Annotated in this window: 11 protein-coding genes and 1 pseudogene; 8 read left to right on the top strand and 4 right to left on the bottom strand. The window is 71.3% G+C overall.

From position 1 onward, the window contains the following. Positions 1 to 128: 128 nt before the first annotated feature. Together groL and LNW71_RS13145 are read left to right on the top strand one after the other, a co-directional pair. Positions 129 to 1,751: a chaperonin GroEL gene (gene groL, locus LNW71_RS13150; RefSeq protein WP_250968409.1), complete on the top strand. Its 1,623-nt coding sequence runs from the start codon at positions 129 to 131 to the stop codon at positions 1,749 to 1,751. Positions 1,752 to 1,914: 163 nt separating this feature from the next. Further along, positions 1,915 to 2,415 (top strand): GNAT family N-acetyltransferase, encoded by a 501-nt coding sequence (locus LNW71_RS13145; RefSeq protein WP_250968408.1) that lies wholly within the window; start codon positions 1,915 to 1,917, stop codon positions 2,413 to 2,415. A 19-nt stretch (positions 2,416 to 2,434) separates the two neighbouring features. Here the strand turns inward: LNW71_RS13145 and LNW71_RS13140 are convergent, their stop codons facing one another. The 3 genes and pseudogenes from LNW71_RS13140 to LNW71_RS13135 all read right to left on the bottom strand — a co-directional run bounded on the left by LNW71_RS13140 (position 2,435) and on the right by LNW71_RS13135 (position 4,794). Next, positions 2,435 to 3,724: an esterase gene (locus LNW71_RS13140; protein ID WP_250968407.1), complete on the bottom strand. Its 1,290-nt coding sequence runs from the start codon at positions 3,722 to 3,724 to the stop codon at positions 2,435 to 2,437. A 189-nt stretch (positions 3,725 to 3,913) separates the two neighbouring features. Continuing rightward, complete coding sequence (locus tag LNW71_RS36135) at positions 3,914 to 4,036, bottom strand: hypothetical protein (RefSeq protein WP_285802110.1); 123 nt, start codon at positions 4,034 to 4,036, stop codon at positions 3,914 to 3,916. A gap of 43 nt (positions 4,037 to 4,079) precedes the next feature. Continuing rightward, positions 4,080 to 4,794, bottom strand: a pseudogene (locus LNW71_RS13135) (TetR/AcrR family transcriptional regulator). A 106-nt stretch (positions 4,795 to 4,900) separates the two neighbouring features. Between LNW71_RS13135 and LNW71_RS13130 the strand changes: the two are divergent. From LNW71_RS13130 to LNW71_RS13120, 3 genes are all read left to right on the top strand, one after another. After that, a complete protein-coding gene (locus tag LNW71_RS13130) occupies positions 4,901 to 6,598 on the top strand; it encodes a CocE/NonD family hydrolase (protein ID WP_250968406.1) in 1,698 nt (565 codons plus the stop codon). Between the two features lie 234 nt (positions 6,599 to 6,832). Next, positions 6,833 to 8,857 (top strand): glycosyl hydrolase family 28-related protein, encoded by a 2,025-nt coding sequence (locus LNW71_RS13125; protein WP_250968405.1) that lies wholly within the window; start codon positions 6,833 to 6,835, stop codon positions 8,855 to 8,857. A 629-nt stretch (positions 8,858 to 9,486) separates the two neighbouring features. Continuing rightward, positions 9,487 to 11,292, top strand: a complete 1,806-nt coding sequence (locus LNW71_RS13120; RefSeq protein WP_250968404.1) for a CocE/NonD family hydrolase — start codon at positions 9,487 to 9,489, stop codon at positions 11,290 to 11,292. A gap of 139 nt (positions 11,293 to 11,431) precedes the next feature. On the opposite strand, the gene LNW71_RS13115 is transcribed toward LNW71_RS13120, so the two are convergent. Continuing rightward, positions 11,432 to 12,343 (bottom strand): hypothetical protein, encoded by a 912-nt coding sequence (locus LNW71_RS13115; protein ID WP_250968403.1) that lies wholly within the window; start codon positions 12,341 to 12,343, stop codon positions 11,432 to 11,434. A 631-nt stretch (positions 12,344 to 12,974) separates the two neighbouring features. On the opposite strand from LNW71_RS13115, the gene LNW71_RS13110 reads away from it, so the two are divergent. From LNW71_RS13110 to LNW71_RS13100, 3 genes are read left to right on the top strand one after another with little or no spacing between them, the layout of a single operon-like run. Beyond that, positions 12,975 to 13,661, top strand: a complete 687-nt coding sequence (locus LNW71_RS13110) for an ATP-binding cassette domain-containing protein (protein ID WP_308294480.1) — start codon at positions 12,975 to 12,977, stop codon at positions 13,659 to 13,661. Next, positions 13,658 to 14,950: a hypothetical protein gene (locus tag LNW71_RS13105; RefSeq protein WP_250968401.1), complete on the top strand. Its 1,293-nt coding sequence runs from the start codon at positions 13,658 to 13,660 to the stop codon at positions 14,948 to 14,950. The genes LNW71_RS13110 and LNW71_RS13105 overlap by 4 nt, the downstream gene beginning before the upstream one ends. A gap of 2 nt (positions 14,951 to 14,952) precedes the next feature. Then, positions 14,953 to 15,540, top strand: a complete 588-nt coding sequence (locus LNW71_RS13100; RefSeq protein WP_250968400.1) for a hypothetical protein — start codon at positions 14,953 to 14,955, stop codon at positions 15,538 to 15,540.

Here is a 15,540-nt window from a genome sequence, read left to right as displayed (position 1 = left end):
AGAAACTTGGACCGGGCCGGTGAGGCCCGCAGGCCTGACGGGGCAAGGAACCGACAGGCAGGCAGGCCGTCCGTCGCGGGCGCCTCTCGGTCCGGAGAATCCACCCCTGTCCGGGAGGACCACTTCATATGGCCAAGATCATCGCGTTCGACGAGGAGGCCCGGCGCGGTCTCGAGCGCGGCATGAACCAGCTCGCCGACGCCGTCAAGGTCACCCTTGGCCCCAAGGGTCGCAACGTCGTCCTTGAGAAGAAGTGGGGCGCCCCCACGATCACCAACGATGGTGTTTCCATCGCCAAGGAGATCGAGCTGGAGGACCCGTACGAGAAGATCGGTGCGGAGCTGGTCAAGGAGGTCGCCAAGAAGACGGACGACGTCGCCGGCGACGGTACGACCACCGCCACCGTTCTCGCTCAGGCGCTCGTCCGCGAGGGCCTTCGCAACGTGGCCGCGGGTGCCAACCCGATGGCTCTCAAGCGGGGCATCGAGAAGGCCGTCGAGGCCGTCTCCGCCGCCCTCCTGGAGCAGGCCAAGGACGTGGAGACGAAGGAGCAGATCGCTTCGACCGCCTCCATCTCCGCCGCCGACACCCAGATCGGCGAGCTCATCGCCGAGGCCATGGACAAGGTCGGCAAGGAAGGCGTCATCACCGTCGAGGAGTCCCAGACCTTCGGTCTGGAGCTCGAGCTCACCGAGGGTATGCGCTTCGACAAGGGCTACATCTCGGCGTACTTCGCCACGGACATGGAGCGCATGGAGTCGTCCCTGGACGACCCGTACATCCTGATCGTGAACTCGAAGATCAGCAACGTGAAGGACCTCCTTCCGCTGCTGGAGAAGGTCATGCAGTCCGGCAAGCCGCTGCTGATCATCGCCGAGGACGTCGAGGGCGAGGCCCTGTCGACCCTGGTCGTCAACAAGATCCGTGGCACCTTCAAGTCCGTGGCCGTCAAGGCCCCCGGCTTCGGTGACCGCCGCAAGGCCATGCTCGGCGACATCGCCATCCTCACCGGTGGCACCGTCATCTCCGAGGAGGTCGGCCTCAAGCTGGAGAACGCCGGTCTCGACCTGCTCGGCCGCGCCCGCAAGGTCGTCATCACCAAGGACGAGACGACGATCGTCGACGGCTCCGGTGACAGCGACCAGGTTCAGGGCCGCGTCAACCAGATCCGTGCCGAGATCGAGAACTCCGACTCGGACTACGACCGCGAGAAGCTCCAGGAGCGCCTCGCGAAGCTGGCCGGCGGCGTGGCCGTCATCAAGGCCGGTGCCGCGACCGAGGTCGAGCTCAAGGAGCGCAAGCACCGCATCGAGGACGCGGTGCGCAACGCCAAGGCCGCCGTCGAGGAGGGCATCGTCGCCGGTGGTGGCGTGGCTCTGCTCCAGGCCTCGGCCGTCTTCGAGAAGCTCGAGCTCTCGGGTGACGAGGCGACCGGCGCCAACGCCGTCAAGCTGGCGCTGGAGGCCCCGCTCAAGCAGATCGCCGTCAACGGTGGTCTCGAGGGTGGCGTCGTCGTCGAGAAGGTGCGCAACCTGCCGATCGGTCACGGCCTCAACGCCGCGACCGGCGAGTACGTCGACATGATCGCCGAGGGCATCATCGACCCGGCGAAGGTCACGCGCTCCGCCCTGCAGAACGCCGCGTCCATCGCCGCGCTCTTCCTCACCACCGAGGCCGTCATCGCCGACAAGCCGGAGAAGGCCTCTGCGGCCGCTCCGGGCGGCATGCCGGGCGGTGACATGGACTTCTGATCCTGACGGATCAGCAGCTCCTGCACAGCTGTACGTACGCCGGCCCCCGGGGATCGCTCCCCGGGGCCGGCGTCGTACGTACGCGGCGCGGGCACGCCGCTCGAACTGCCCGCCACCGCTGTCCGGCAGTGGCCGGCCGGGCGGGCTGGCTACTGTGGCCCGCATGCCCACGCTCTCCGTTTCGCCGCTCCGCTTCTCCCGGCAGGAGGTGGCCGAGGTGGCCGGCCTCTACGCGAGCAACCCGGAGTACTGCCGTGCCGCCGGCGAGTACGATCCGGAGAACATCCCGGCCGAGCGGGTCGAGGCCGACCTGCGCGAGGAAGCCGGCACCCCGGGCTGCGAGGTGCTGCTCGCCCGCGACGGGCGGGAACGGCTTGCCGGGATCCTGTGCCTGCTCGATCGCCACCCGACGGACGGCCACCCCTGGATCGGACTGCTGATGGTGCACGGCAGCCTCCGGCGCGAAGGCATCGGCCGGCTGCTGGCCTCCTGGGCCGAGGAGCGGTTTCGCGAGGAGGGCCGGGACGGCATCCGTCTCGCCGTCCTGGAGAACAACCCGGGCGCCCTGACCTTCTGGAGCTCCCTGGGCTGGCAGGAGATCGACCGCCGGGCCGACCGAAAGCACAGCCGGCCCTGCATCGTCATGCACAAGCAGTTGGCCTGACCCCTCCGGGACAGCCTGTTCAGGGCGTGAACACCATCTCCGGGAAGTGGTCCGACGGGCCGTCCAGCAGGTGGTCGTCGTGTCCGCGCAGCCAACGGCCGAAGAACGACGCCACGTACGCCCGGCTCGCGGCCGCCGCCCGGTCCGGCCGCACCGTCCCCAGCGCCGCCGACAGGCCGCCGTCCGGCTCCGCGCCCTGCCGGGCCAGCTGCGGCAGCAGTACCTGCGCGTCCGTGTAAGAGGCGTGGCGGGAGCCGGCCAGTGTGACGTTCGCCTTCCAGCCGCGGGTGTTCCGCCAGAACGCGGCCCACGACGGCTGCTGCCGGTAGTCGCCGGAGCCCTCACCCGCCGTGCCCATCAGCAGCAGTGGACGGTCGAGCCCCTCCAGCGCCACGGTGCTCAGCCTGCTGCCGTCCGGCAGCCCGCCGCCGACGTAGTCCAGCTGTCCGTCCATGTTGATGCCCGCCCGGACGCGCGGGTCCTCGTGCATCGTCTGCGCCGCGGTGAAGCCGCCCGCGGAGTGGCCGAACATCCCGATCCGGCGCAGATCGAGTACGCCTGCGAAGCGCGTCCGGTTCAGTTCCGGGAGCCGGTCGAGCACGGACCGGGTGTCGGCGACCCGTACCGCCACGACCTTCCGCAGCAGGGCGCTGATCGCGTCCGGGTCGGTGGGCGGTGCCCCGTCGAAGATCCGCATCGTGGCGAGGCGCTCGCCGGGGAACTCCACCTCGGTCGCCTCGTAGGTGTGGTCGATCGTGACGACGGCGTAGCCCCGGCTCGCCAGGTCGTCCGCCAGGGCCGTGTTCCAGGTGCGCGGGTCGCCCAGCCCGGCGGAGTACAGCACGACCGGCAGCCGCCCGGCCCGGGGGTCGACGGGTGCGTCGCGGCGGGCGTGGCTGAGCGTGGCGCCCCAGTCGACCGTCCCCGGGGCCATTGCCAGGTTCAGGGCGGCGGCGCCCTGCGCGCCCCCGAAGTGGGCGGCCGCCGCAGCCGTCATCTGCGGGACCCGCTGCCCGGACCGGCCGGGCGCGGCCGGGTAGCGGACGCCGATCATGAGCTGGCGGCAGGGAGCGGCGTCCGGCGCCCAGGGTTCGGGCCGCGCACGGTCGACGAGGCGCAGGACGGTGGAACCGACCTCGAACGGGCCGGTGGGCCGGGGCAGTCGGGCGGCCGGCCGGGCGCCGGGCGACCGACGGTCGCCGGCCGCGACGGACGGCACGGCGGTGGTGGCCAGCAGGGCCGACGCGGCGAGAGCGGTGACGAGCACCTGCCGGCGGTTGTGGGTACGAGTGCGCGGGACTGCGGTCACCTGGAACTCCCCGTTCGGGCGGCACGGCACGCGGCCGCGGGCCCGCTGCGGGGAGCGCTGCGGGCGGGTGCGGCGGGACGTGTGCGGACGCCCCCACGATGCCTGCCGCGACCCGCCCGGCGCGTGATACCCCGGTGCTCATTCGGCGGCGTGGCACCTGGCACCCAGGTATGAGATCCGGCGCCGTCCTCAGGCCGGCCGGTGCCCGGTGCCGTGCCGGATCCACCCGTTGGGCTCCGCGTGGACCCGGGCGATCAGCGCGGGCCGCTCGGCGATCGGGGTGATCAGGAGGCTGTCTTCAGGGAGCGGCACTGTGCCACCGGCGGCGTCCCCGCAGCCCCCGCTTCGTGCCTGGTCAGGCGGCGTCGAGGCCGTCGACCAGCCGGTTGAGGAAGCGGGTGAACGTGGCGTCGGGGGTGACCGGGCGCCCGGCGGCGGAGAGCGCCTCGGCCAGTTCGGGGTGGTGGCCGTCCGCGGCGACGGCCGCGAGGTAGCGCCCCTCGGCGGCGGCCCGGTCGGGCGACTGCGCGGCCTGGGCCTGGGCGACCTCGTAGCTGACGTGCCCCGCCACGAACGCGGTGAGCTGGGCGAAGACCTCCAGCCGGGCGGCACCGTCCAGCCCGATGGGGCGCAGGGCGGCCAGGGCGTGTTCCAGGAAGGCCAGGGAGTTGGGGCCCAGGGTGCGGCGGGAGTGGACGGCCGCGGGCAGCCAGGGGTGGCGGAGCATGTGGTCGCGCTGGAGGTGCCCGACGGCCTTCAGGTCGGTGCGCCAGTCACCGGTGAGGGGGCGGAGGCGGGCAGTTCGCCGGTGACGTGGTCGATCATCAGGTCCAGCAGCGTCTCCTTGTCGGGGGCGTAGCTGTAGAGCGACATGACCCCCGCGCCCACCTCCGCGGCGACCCGCCGCATGGTGACGGCGTCGATCCCTTCGGTGTCCGCCAGGGCGACGGCCGCCGCGGTGATCGCCTCGCGGCTGAAGGCAGGTCTGCGGCCCCTGCGGGGCGGTCCGGGCTCAGCCAGAGTTCTCGGGGGTCGACGCCGGTGGCGCCGGGCTCGTCGGCACGGGTCACGATCGCGATTCTCCCTTCCTCGCTGCTGCGGACTTGTGGAAGTCATCCAAGCATCCACTATTCTCGTACACAGTACGAGAATGCTCGGGAACGATGGAGGCGAACGATGACCACACCCACGCACCAAGCCCTGCCGCGCCCCGCCAGGACGCCGTCGTCCGCGAAGCCGCCGCTGTCCGCCCGGTTGATGCGGGCCGGCTGGCGCAACCTCCCGGCCCGGCGCCACAGGGCGGGCTGGGAGCCGGGGCTGGTGGTGCCGGCCGCCGACGGCAGCCCGCTGGTCACGGACCACTACTTCCCGCGCGCGCAGGGCGACTTCCCCACCCTCCTGGTGCGCTCGCCGTACGGCCGGGGGGTGCCGTGGTCGCCCCAGTACGGCATCCTCTTCGCCGAACAGGGCTTCCACGTACTCGTGCAGAGCTGCCGCGGCACCGGCGGCTCGGGCGGCAGCTTCGACCTCTGGCGCAACGAGGCCGCCGACGGCCTGGCCACGGTGTCCTGGCTGCGTGAACAGCCCTGGTTCAACGGCACGCTCGGCACGGTCGGCCCCAGTTACCTCGGCTACGTGCAGGAGGCGCTCGCCCTCGACCCGCCGCCGGAGCTGAAGGCCATGGTCCTCCAGGTGGGCCTGCAGGATGTGTACTCCCTCTTCCACACGGACGGCGTGCTCCACCTGGAGACCGCGCTCGCCGTCGGCCTCGGCATGACCTACCAGCACCGCGGCATGGCGGCCTTCGTCAGGGCGACGCTGCGCCTGCAGCGCCGGATGCGCCGGATCGTCACCGCGCAGCCGCTGCGGGGCGCGTACACCTCAGGACTCGGGCAGGAAGTGCCCTGGCTGGCGGACGTGATGGCGCATCCGGACGCGGACGACCCGTACTGGCAGGGCGCTCACCCGGGCGCGTCGGCGCAGCGGCCGGCCATCCCCACCGCCCTCGTCACGGGCTGGCACGACGCCCTGGCCGGCCAGACCTTCGACCAGTACGGCAGGCTGCGCCGCGCGGGGTGCGACACCTCCCTGCTCGTCGGCCCCTGGACCCACACCTCCGCCCTGCAGAAGGGCTGGCCCGAGGTCTTCGCCGAGAGCCTCGCCTGGCTCCGCGCCCACCTGTGTGACGAGCCCTCCGCGCTGCGCCCCACCCCCGTACGCGTTCACACGGGCGGTGCGGACGCGGGATGGCGGGACCTCGACGAGTGGCCCCTCGACCCGGCCGTCACCTCCTGGTTCCCCACCCCCGACGGCCATCTCGCCAGGCAGCCCCCCACGGACGACGCCCCCCTCGCGTCCGTCCGCCACGACCCGGCCGCCCCCACCCCGTCCCTCGGCGGCCCCCTCCTCTCCCGCACCGCAGGCGCCCGCGACAACAGCGCCCTGGAGGCGCGCGAGGACGTGCTGACGTTCACCGGCCCGGTCCTGACCGAACCCGTCACCGTCCTCGGCCCGGTCTCCGCGCGGATCAGCGTGGCCACGGACACCGGATACGGCGACGTCTTCACCCGCCTGTGCGACGTGGACCCGCAGGGGCGCTCCACCAACGTCTGCGACGGTCTCGCCCAACTCCGCGCCACGGCAGGCGAACCCGCACACCTCACCGTCCCCATGGGAGCCGCCGCCCACCGCTTCGGCGTCGGCCACCGGATCCGCTGGCAGCTCAGCGGCGGCGCCCACCCGCGCTACGCCCGCAACCCCGGCACGGGTGAATCCCGCACGGAGGCCGAGGAGTTCGTGCCGGTGCGGCTGACCGTGCACGCCGATTCGGCGCTGCTGCTCCCGCAGGAGACCGGGGACGCGGCACAGGCCTGACAGCCTGCCCGGCATCGCAATCAACTGCCTGCCCAACGCAAAAACCCAACGAGCGCACGCAGTTGGGCAGCAAATCAGCGAAACCTTCTCGCAGGAGTCTTGTGGGCCGGTACGTACGGGTCCTACTGTCGGCTCACCTCCATGGCGGCCGCTCCACCCCGATCGTCCCTGTCGTTCACTCCTCCTCAGAGAAACGGGCATGCGATGTCACGGAACATCACCGGTGCTGAAGCGATGTCGCGAAGACCGCGGCGCAGAGCCGTGCCGGCGGCCGCGGTCGCCGCGATGACCGCGGCCGCCGTCGGCCTCGGCGTACTGGCCGGCGCGCCCGCGCTCGCCCAGCCGCGCGGCACGGCCCCGGCCCCCGTCGTGACCCGGGCCGCCCTCGACCCGGCGCTCGTCGCGGGCCGGGGCGCAAAGGTGGCCTTCGCCGAGCAGGAGGCCGAGAACGCCGCGACCGACGGCACGGTCATCGGCCCGGACCGCACCGCGTACACGCTGCCCGCCGAGGCGTCCGGCCGTAAGGCGGTCAAGCTCACCCCCGGCGAGCACGTCGAGTTCACCCTGCCGAGCGCCGCCAACGCGATCACCGTGCGCTACAGCATTCCGGACGCCCCGGGCGGCGGCGGGATCACCGCACCGCTCGACGTCGCGGTGAACGGCAAGAAGCGCTCCACGATGACGCTCACCTCGCAGTACTCCTGGCTGTACAACCAGTACCCGTTCTCCAACGACCCGGGCGCCGGGCTGCTCCACCCCGACTGGTGGATCACTGAGTGCTCCTGCGTGCCCAGCGGGACGACCCCGGCCCCGGTCATCGACAAGCCGTTCCGGCCCAGCCACTTCTACGACGAGCAGCGCCTCCTGCTGGGCCGGACCTACCGGGCCGGCGACACCGTGCGCCTCACCGTCCCGACCGGGAGCCGGGCCGCGTGGACGGCGGTCGACCTGCTGGACTCGGAGCTCGTCGGCCGGCCGCACGTCGAGCTTCTCGCGGCGAACGTCCTGGCGTTCGGGGCCGATCCGACCGGCCGCCGCGACTCGGCGGGCGCCATCGACAAGGCCATCGCCTTCGCCCGCCGCACCCACCTCAAGGTGTACATCCCGCCGGGCACGTACCAGGTCAGCCGGCACATCGTCGTCGACGACGTCACGATCACCGGCGCCGGGAACTGGTACACGAAGATCAAGGGTCACGAGGTCGACCTCGCCGCCCCGGCCCCCGACGGCTCGGTCCACACCGGGGTCGGCTTCTACGGCAAGGACGCGGCGGACGGCGGGAGCCGCAACGTCCACCTGTCCGGCTTCGCCATCGAGGGCGACGTACGCGAACGCGTCGACACCGACCAGGTGAACGGCATCGGCGGTGCGATGAGCGACTCGACCATCGAGGGCCTGCACATCAGCCACACCAAGGTCGGCATGTGGTTCGACGGCCCGATGTCGAACCTGCGGATCACCGGCAACACCGTCGTCGACCAGATCGCCGACGCCATCAACTTCCACACCGGCGTGACCGACTCACGCGTGGCCCACACCTTCGTGCGCAACTCCGGCGACGACGGCCTCGCCATGTGGTCCGAGAAGACCGCGAACGCGCGGAACACCTTCGACCACAACACCGTCCAGACCCCGGTCCTGGCCAACGGGATCGCGATCTACGGCGGCACCGACAACACCGTCTCGAACAACCTGGTCGCCGACCCGATCCGGGAAGGCAGCGCCCTGCACATCGGCTCCCGCTTCGGCGCCGAGCCGTTCGCCGGGAAACTGAACCTTGACGACAACACCACCGTCCGCTCCGGCACGTACGAGCTGAACTGGAAGATCGGCCTCGGCGCCCTGTGGATCTTCGCTCTCGACAAGAGCATCGACGCCGACATCCGGGTCACCGGGAACGACTTTCTCGACAGCACCTACAACGCGATCATGCTGGTCTCCGACTGGGCCGTGAAGGACCGGTACGACATCAAGGGTGTCCACTTCAAGGACATCAAGGTCGACGGCACCGGCACCTCGGTCGTCAGCGCCCGCGCGGCGGGCGGCGCCACCTTCGAGAACGTGGACGCCCGCAACGTCGGCGCCGTGGGCGTCAACAACTGCGGCTCGTTCAACTTCCCGGCAACCGGTTCGGAGTTCTCCCTCACGGACCTGGGCAGCAACGACGGCGGCTGGCTCGCCCCCTGGCTGCTGCCCAACACGATCACCTGCAACGACCGCCCCGACGTCGTCCCGCCACCCGCACCCGGAGCGTGGTGACGCGCAGGCAGCGCTCCCGCACCTGAACGGCGGCACCCGGTATCGAGCACCTGCCGGGTGCCGCCGGCCGTTCCCCCGCAGAGGCCAGTAATGGCTCAGTAACGGGCTCCTCGTAGGTTTTCGCACCATCCTGGCCGCGCCCCTCCGGTGCCCTCAACGCCATGGGTGGCAAGGAGATCTTCGTCGCCGACCGAACGCCGACGGCGTCGATAGCTCGTCTCGCTCAACTTCGACGAGTACGGCACGGACCGCCTGACCGCACTCGAAGGCGGCGGCTTCTCCGCCTCGTTCTCCGTGATGCGCCGTACGGTCACGGCGACGATCGACCCGTCCTGACCCACAGACACGGCTGTCGCAGGCCCCCGGGGTTCACCGCCCCGGGGGCCTGTGCGTCGGCTTCCCCACCTCAGGGGTGACCTGCGCGCCTGTAGGCCGGCGGAGAAGAAGCACGGCCTGAGCGGCTTCATGTACGCAGGCACAACCGCGTCGGCCGGGCGCGAAATCGGTGACAGATCAGCATTTCTGGTGAAACCGTCAACTCATCAGTTTTGCCCCATCTTCGTTGATCATGATGTTGGGTGATGGCCCCCTCAAGGTGGGCCTTTGCCGTCATGGAGAAGGTGGTTCATGTGACCTCTGCAAGTGGGGATCCGATCCCGTCGATCAACGAGGCGACGCTCACCGACATCGCCACCAACGGCGCCTGGGCGGTGGGCGGTCTCACCCCCAGCCCGGCGGCCCTGGACGTGTCCGGGGCTCTGCTCGCCGCCGTCCAGGACAGCGCGGGCAGCGTTGACCTGCCCGCAGAGCTGGCGGACCTGGTGGCCGCGGTCCGGCAGCGTGCCACCATCGGTCTGCCGCGCATCGCCGCGTCGGACGGCGTGCACCTGTCGGCGCTCTCGATCAAACTGAACGACGGGGGCGAGCACCCGGTCGTGATCGTGCCCGCCGGCTGGAACCCGTACGGCTGGCTGCCCTTCCTGTTCGCGTACCTCTCGCTGGCGCAGCGCGGCTACCACGTCCTCGCGTACACCCCGCGCGGTCTCGGCACGCCGGGGCTGCTCTCCACCTCCGAGGGCTTCATCGACGTCGCCGGACCTCAGGACTGGGCCGACGGGCAGTCGGTGATCGACCACGCGCAGGCGGAGTTCGCTCCGAGCGCCGTCGGATTCCTCGGTGAGTCCTACGGTTCGGGAATCAGCCAGCTGGTCGCCGCGCACGACCCCGGCAACCGGGTGGCCGCCGTGGTCGCGCTGAGCACCTGGGGCAACCTGGCCACCAGCCTGTACGCGAACGGCACCCGGCATGTCGAGGCGGTGAAGGCGCTGATCGCGTTCACCGGCGGCTCGTTGGAGGAGAAGTTCGACGCGGAATCCCAGCAGATCCTGCGGGACTTCCTCGACGGCAGGAACCTCGGCGACGTGGTGGCCTGGGGCACCGAGCGGTCGCCGGAGACGTACGCAGACATCACCAACAGCCGGGGAATCCCGACCTTCCTCTCGAACACCTGGCACGAGAGCCTGTTCCCCGCCGGCCAGACGATCGACAGCTTCGCCAAGCTCGACGTGCCGAAGCACCTGAACATGTGGATCGGCGACCACGGCGCGCCCGAAGGTCCGGGCCTGTCCGGCCTGCTGGGCGGTGTGCCGTTCCCCGGGCTGCGGGACCCGCTCCAGGAGGTGTACGCCTGGCTCGACCACCACTTGCTCGGCGCCGCCAACGACGTGCCGGGATGGGCGGCGGTGAACAACCAGGTCATGTTCACCTACCAGACCAAGACTCTTCCCGACGGCACCCACCGGATCACCAGCCCCGCCCGGCGCGAACCCAGGCCGTCGTGGGAGGACGTCACCACCGGCGCCGAGAACTGGCACCTCACCGGCACCGGCGGCAACGGCGACGGCTCGCTGACCGAGAGGCCCACCGCCGGCTGGACCCGGAGCTTCACCGCCGGCAGCCTCACCGCCGCCACCGCGGCCGACGACAAACTCATGCAGACCGGGCAGAAGGAGTGGTTCGGCAACCCCAAGACGTACGACCTGGCCAAGTTCGAGCGACCCCAGCTGCTCGTATGGTCCACCGACCCCCTGGACGGCGGCCGACGAATCCGCGGTACGGCAACGGTGCGGCTGACCTTACGCAGCACGGCCGACGCCGCCACCCTCGTGGCCTACCTCTTCGACGTCGCCCCGGACGGCACCGCGCAGATCATCACCCACGAGCCGTACACCGCAACCGGCCTGACCGCGCAGTCGGACGTCGCCGTCAACTGGCTTCTGCAGCCCGCCGCCTACGACCTGCCGGACGGCAACCGCCTGGCCCTGGTCGTCAACAGCCGCGACCGCCTCTACGCCTTCACCGGCACCGACGGCAGTACCACCACCCTCAGCTCATCCGAAGGAAACGAGGCAGTCCTGGAGATCCCGCTCGGCTGATCGATCCGTCGAGCACGACCAGGGCCCCATGGTGAGCGGGTCGACGCCTCGGAGCGTCGACCCGCTCACGCCTGGCCTTGCCGACCGGTCCGTCGAGTGAGGGGACCGGGTCCGGGTGTCCCGCACCGGGGCAGTTCCATTACCGCGGCCTGGGGGTCCGCCGCCTTTCCGGAGCCCGCTCCGCCCGTGGCACCAGCCCCGCCCGCACCGCGCTCATCCGCGCCCGCACCCCCTGTACGGGCACGGCGCCCACGGGTCCGGTGGGTTCGGATGCGGCGTCGCCCCGGCACCCGGCGCACACCCCGCCCGGCATCGCCTCCGCGTTGCCGGGCGCCCGGCACTCGCCGCACTCCAGGGTCCGCAGGACGACCTGGCGGGCCGGGGGAGCGACCCGCACGGGCGGCAGCTTGTCCCGCAGTCGCCTGCGGATGAGGGCGGCGGCGTGATGGACGGGCGTCGGCAGCCCGTCGGTCAGCGCGCGCAGTACCTCCGCCTCGGTGGCGCCGCGCGCGAACCACTCGCTGACCTGTGGCTCCAGTGCGACGCAGTCCGCCTGGGACAGCGTCAGTGCGGGCGCGGTACGGCCGAGGGCGGCGAGCAGGATGAAGGAGCGTGACCGGGACGGCCGTTGGGGCTCCTGCGGTACGTCGCCACGCGTGAACGCCGCCCACCACGCGTCGTCGCGCGCGGTGCGGGAGAAGAACGTCCGGGTCACCCAGAGGAGCGCCTCCTCGGTCGCGACGCACTCGCTGCCCCGGCGCAGGTGCCCCGCAGCCTGGAGCCGGTTCAGCGTGGTCCGCAGGGCGCACTGCCCGTACGGGAGCGCCTTGGCCAGGGTCTTCACGGAGATGTCGGCGCCGTCGCACAGCCCGTCGATGTAGGCGGCGATGGCCGCGTCACGGGGGTGGAGGTGGACGAAATCGCGTCCGTTGCGCGGGCGTTGGTCCGGTGCCGAACGCTTGCCGTAGCCGGGGTTGGCCATCGGGTGGTCGAGCGTGGGCAGGGGGTCGCGCGCAGGAAAAGAGGCAGCACTAAGCTGGCTGACAGCCATGAGATCGGGCCTAACGATCGAAGTGGTCAGGCCCCTGTTCGGTGTTTGCGCACCGGCGGGGGCCGTCGTGTCTTGGCTGACGCTAGAGCGTGGCTACGGTCCGTGGCAAGTCGGTCGCGAAAAGTCAACCCGCCAGGCAGGGAGGGTGGGTGGGTATTCAATCCCGCCAACCGTTCCGCTGAAAGAGCGCTCGGATCTCGACGCTTGAGCCCCGGGTGGCTGCCGGGCGATTAGGCGGGGACGGGGTCCGCCGCCGGGGCCGGTCGAGATGAGGGGCATCGCGTGCGATGCGCCCGATGTGCGGAACAAGCAGGTCAGTCCCTGAAGATGTGACCTTTTGGTGGTCTGCCGCATGAGTGACCGTCACGTTTTCGTCACATGATCATGAAAATGGCTGAGGAGAGCCGCAGGATCCGTTCACCGTCTGTCAACATCAGTGCGCCCCGCCTGGAGTACGGCCCGGAGGGGCGCTGAGGCGTCACGCCCCGTCACTCACCCATGCAACGGGACCCGCGCTGCACGACGGGCCGAACGACGTTGCCGGGCCCGTCCGCTTACGACCGCACAGGGACCCCACTCCATGCCTCTCAGCTTCAGTGCGGCAGCCTACGGATACCGTCGCCGCCGCCCCGTGATCAGAGACCTCACATTCGACTTCCCGTCCGGCCGAACCGTCTTCCTCGGCCCGAACGGCGCGGGCAAGACGACCGTTCTGTCGCTCGCCGCATCGGTGTTGAGGCCCCAGTCAGGAACCGTCGGTTACGGTCGCCGTACGACGGCACGGCGCGGAGACCTGAGTGCCTACCGCAGACGTATCGCCTGGCTACCGCAGCGCACCGAGGCCGTTCCCGGTCTGACCGTGCGCGAGCAAGTCGCCTACGTCGGCTGGCTGAAGGGCATGAGCCGCAGCGCCGCCTGGGACGCCGCGCCCGGCGCTGTGCGGCAGGTCGAGCTCAGCGAGAAGCTCGACCGCAAAGTGGGCGAACTCTCCGGCGGACAGCAGCGCCGTGTCGGTGTCGCCCAGTGCCTGGTGCACGACGCCGAAGCGCTTCTGCTGGACGAACCCACCGCCGGTATGGACCCCCGCCAGCGCCGCGTCTTCCACGACATCCTGGCCACCCTCGACCGCCATGTCCTGCTGTCCACGCATGATGTGGCCGACCTGGAGGACTCCTACGACCACGTCGTCGTCCTCAATGCCGGAGCCATCCGGTTCTCCGGAACCGTGGCGGAGTTCACCGCCCTCGCCCCGGCGGACACCGCGTACGGACGCCGGGCCGAGGCCGCCTACTACCGCGTGACCGGCGGCGGCGAATGAGCAGGTATGCGGCCGGCTGGCGCACGAGCAGCGCCCTGTGGGCGGCGCCTCTCGTCCTCGTCCTCGTCTGGTACGTCTCCTCCGCCTCCGGGTCGGGGCATCTTGCGTACTGGGGACGCAACACTCCCATCGTCGCCTACTGCCTTCCCTTCTACGCCCCGGCAGTTGCCGCCTGTGCCGCCTGGGAGGCGGGACGGCTGCGACGCGCAGGGGTGAGCCGGCTCGGGCCGGTACGCAACCGGTACGCCATCGCGCTGCGCGCGCTGGTACCTGTGCTGGCGCTCGGGGTGGCGGCGATCGCCGCATCGCTGCTCGCCATGCGGATCAAGAGCGGGCCCGCCCACGACTGGCCCCACCTCGGGGTGCTGGGCATGTGCGCTCTGCTCGTCGTGGTGCACGCCATGTTCGGCTACGCCGCGGGCAACGTGCTGCCCCGGCTGCTCGCGCCCCCGCTCGTGCTCATCGCCGACTACCTGGCCCTGGTGCTGCCCAAGACGGTGACCGATCCGATGTGGCTGCGTGAGCTCACCGGAATGCTCGACCCGCCGCACGGGGACCTGACGACCACGGTGAACCCGTCCGCTCTGGTGGCGCCCGCCCTGGTGGCGGTCGGGTTCGCGCTCGCTGTCCTGATCGCCGCGGAGCTCACCCGAGTGCGGGGCAGCCGCCTCCTGGGAGCCCTCGTCTCCACCGGTGCCTGCGTCTCCTGCCTCGCGGTGTTCACGGTGGCGGCGGTTTCCCCGGTGCGGGCCTGGGAGGGTGACCCGCCGCCGTGGCCGCGTACGGACCCTCCGGTGTGCACCGGAGCGGCTCCCCGGATCTGCGTACCGGAAGAGGCCGGAGGCGAACTGGACCGCCTGGCCCGCACCGCGCATTCGGTCCTGCCGCGCCTCGCCGCCGCGGGTGCGGGCCGGCCGGAACGGCTCGCAGCCGTGTCCGAGGCGGTTCACCTGGAACAGGGCACCTGGCGTGTGTACGCCGAACCCGACATGGCCGAGGTGCAGGTCAAGGCCACGCTCGCGGTGTCGCCGCTGACCGCTCTGCCGTCGTGCCCACCGGGCTCGGGCGACACCGGCACGCTTGCCGCCTGGCTCATGCTGAAGGCGGGAATCAAGGCCGACGATGTCGAGCAGCTGCTCGGAAACGCGGTTTTCGGCACCCTCGAAGCCCGGGTCCTCAAACTGCCCGAGAGCGACCAACGGGCCTGGTTCACCCGCAACATGAAGCTGCTCGACGCCTGCAAGCCGACACCGCAGACCGCGGTGGACTACGCAGGTACGGGCGGCTGACGATGGACCTCTGGCTGAAGACCCGCCGGCTCCCCGTACTCCTGGCCGGGCTGGCCCTGTACGTCTGCCTGGCTCTGGCAGCGGGCGACATGCTCGTCAGTCTGCCCTCGCTCGACGGCGGTGCCGGGAGGCCGCTGATCGTCTTCGCGCCGCTGCTCGTCTGCGCCGGTCTCGCGTACAGCCTGAGCAGTCGCATGCCCGGGGCGGAGGCGGCCGCCGGTCGCCCGGTCGCTCGCTTCGACCGTTGGCTGGTCGTCGCTGCCGGGGTGGCCGCGATCGCCTCCGCCCACTTGGTCGCCCTCGTCGTGGACGCGCCGAACGCCGACACGGCGGGCCGCAACGCCGCGTTCCTGATCGGGCTGATGCTCTGCGCCCGCCGCACCGCGGGTGATCACGCGGCCGCGCTGGTACCGGCCGCCTGGGTGATCACGATGACGCTCATCGGCGGAGGCGGACCGGGCCGGGACAGGGCCTGGACGGTCATTCTCATGCCCGCCGACCACGTCGGTGCGGCGGTCGCCGCGGCAGTGGTGTTCGCTTCCGGGCTGATGGCGGTCCGGGTGCGGCCAGGACGCGGGGGCACGCAGTAA

The organism is Streptomyces sp. RKAG290 (assembly GCF_023701695.1).
GTDB lineage: Bacteria > Actinomycetota > Actinomycetes > Streptomycetales > Streptomycetaceae > Streptomyces.
Note: the sequence above shows the minus strand (reverse complement) of the source record. Positions and strands in the feature narration are given on the sequence as shown.

Bases quoted from the DNA above. Each gene is read 5' to 3' on its own strand.
- LNW71_RS13115 (WP_250968403.1), bottom strand. From the start codon at position 12,343: ATGGCTGTCAGCCAGCTTAGTGCTGCCTCTTTTCCTGCGCGCGACCCC.
- LNW71_RS13145 (WP_250968408.1), top strand. From the start codon at position 1,915: ATGCCCACGCTCTCCGTTTCGCCGCTCCGCTTCTCCCGGCAGGAGGTG.
- LNW71_RS13100 (WP_250968400.1), top strand. From the start codon at position 14,953: ATGGACCTCTGGCTGAAGACCCGCCGGCTCCCCGTACTCCTGGCCGGG.
- LNW71_RS13105 (WP_250968401.1), top strand. From the start codon at position 13,658: ATGAGCAGGTATGCGGCCGGCTGGCGCACGAGCAGCGCCCTGTGGGCG.
- groL (WP_250968409.1), top strand. From the start codon at position 129: ATGGCCAAGATCATCGCGTTCGACGAGGAGGCCCGGCGCGGTCTCGAG.
- LNW71_RS13125 (WP_250968405.1), top strand. From the start codon at position 6,833: ATGTCGCGAAGACCGCGGCGCAGAGCCGTGCCGGCGGCCGCGGTCGCC.
- LNW71_RS13130 (WP_250968406.1), top strand. From the start codon at position 4,901: ATGACCACACCCACGCACCAAGCCCTGCCGCGCCCCGCCAGGACGCCG.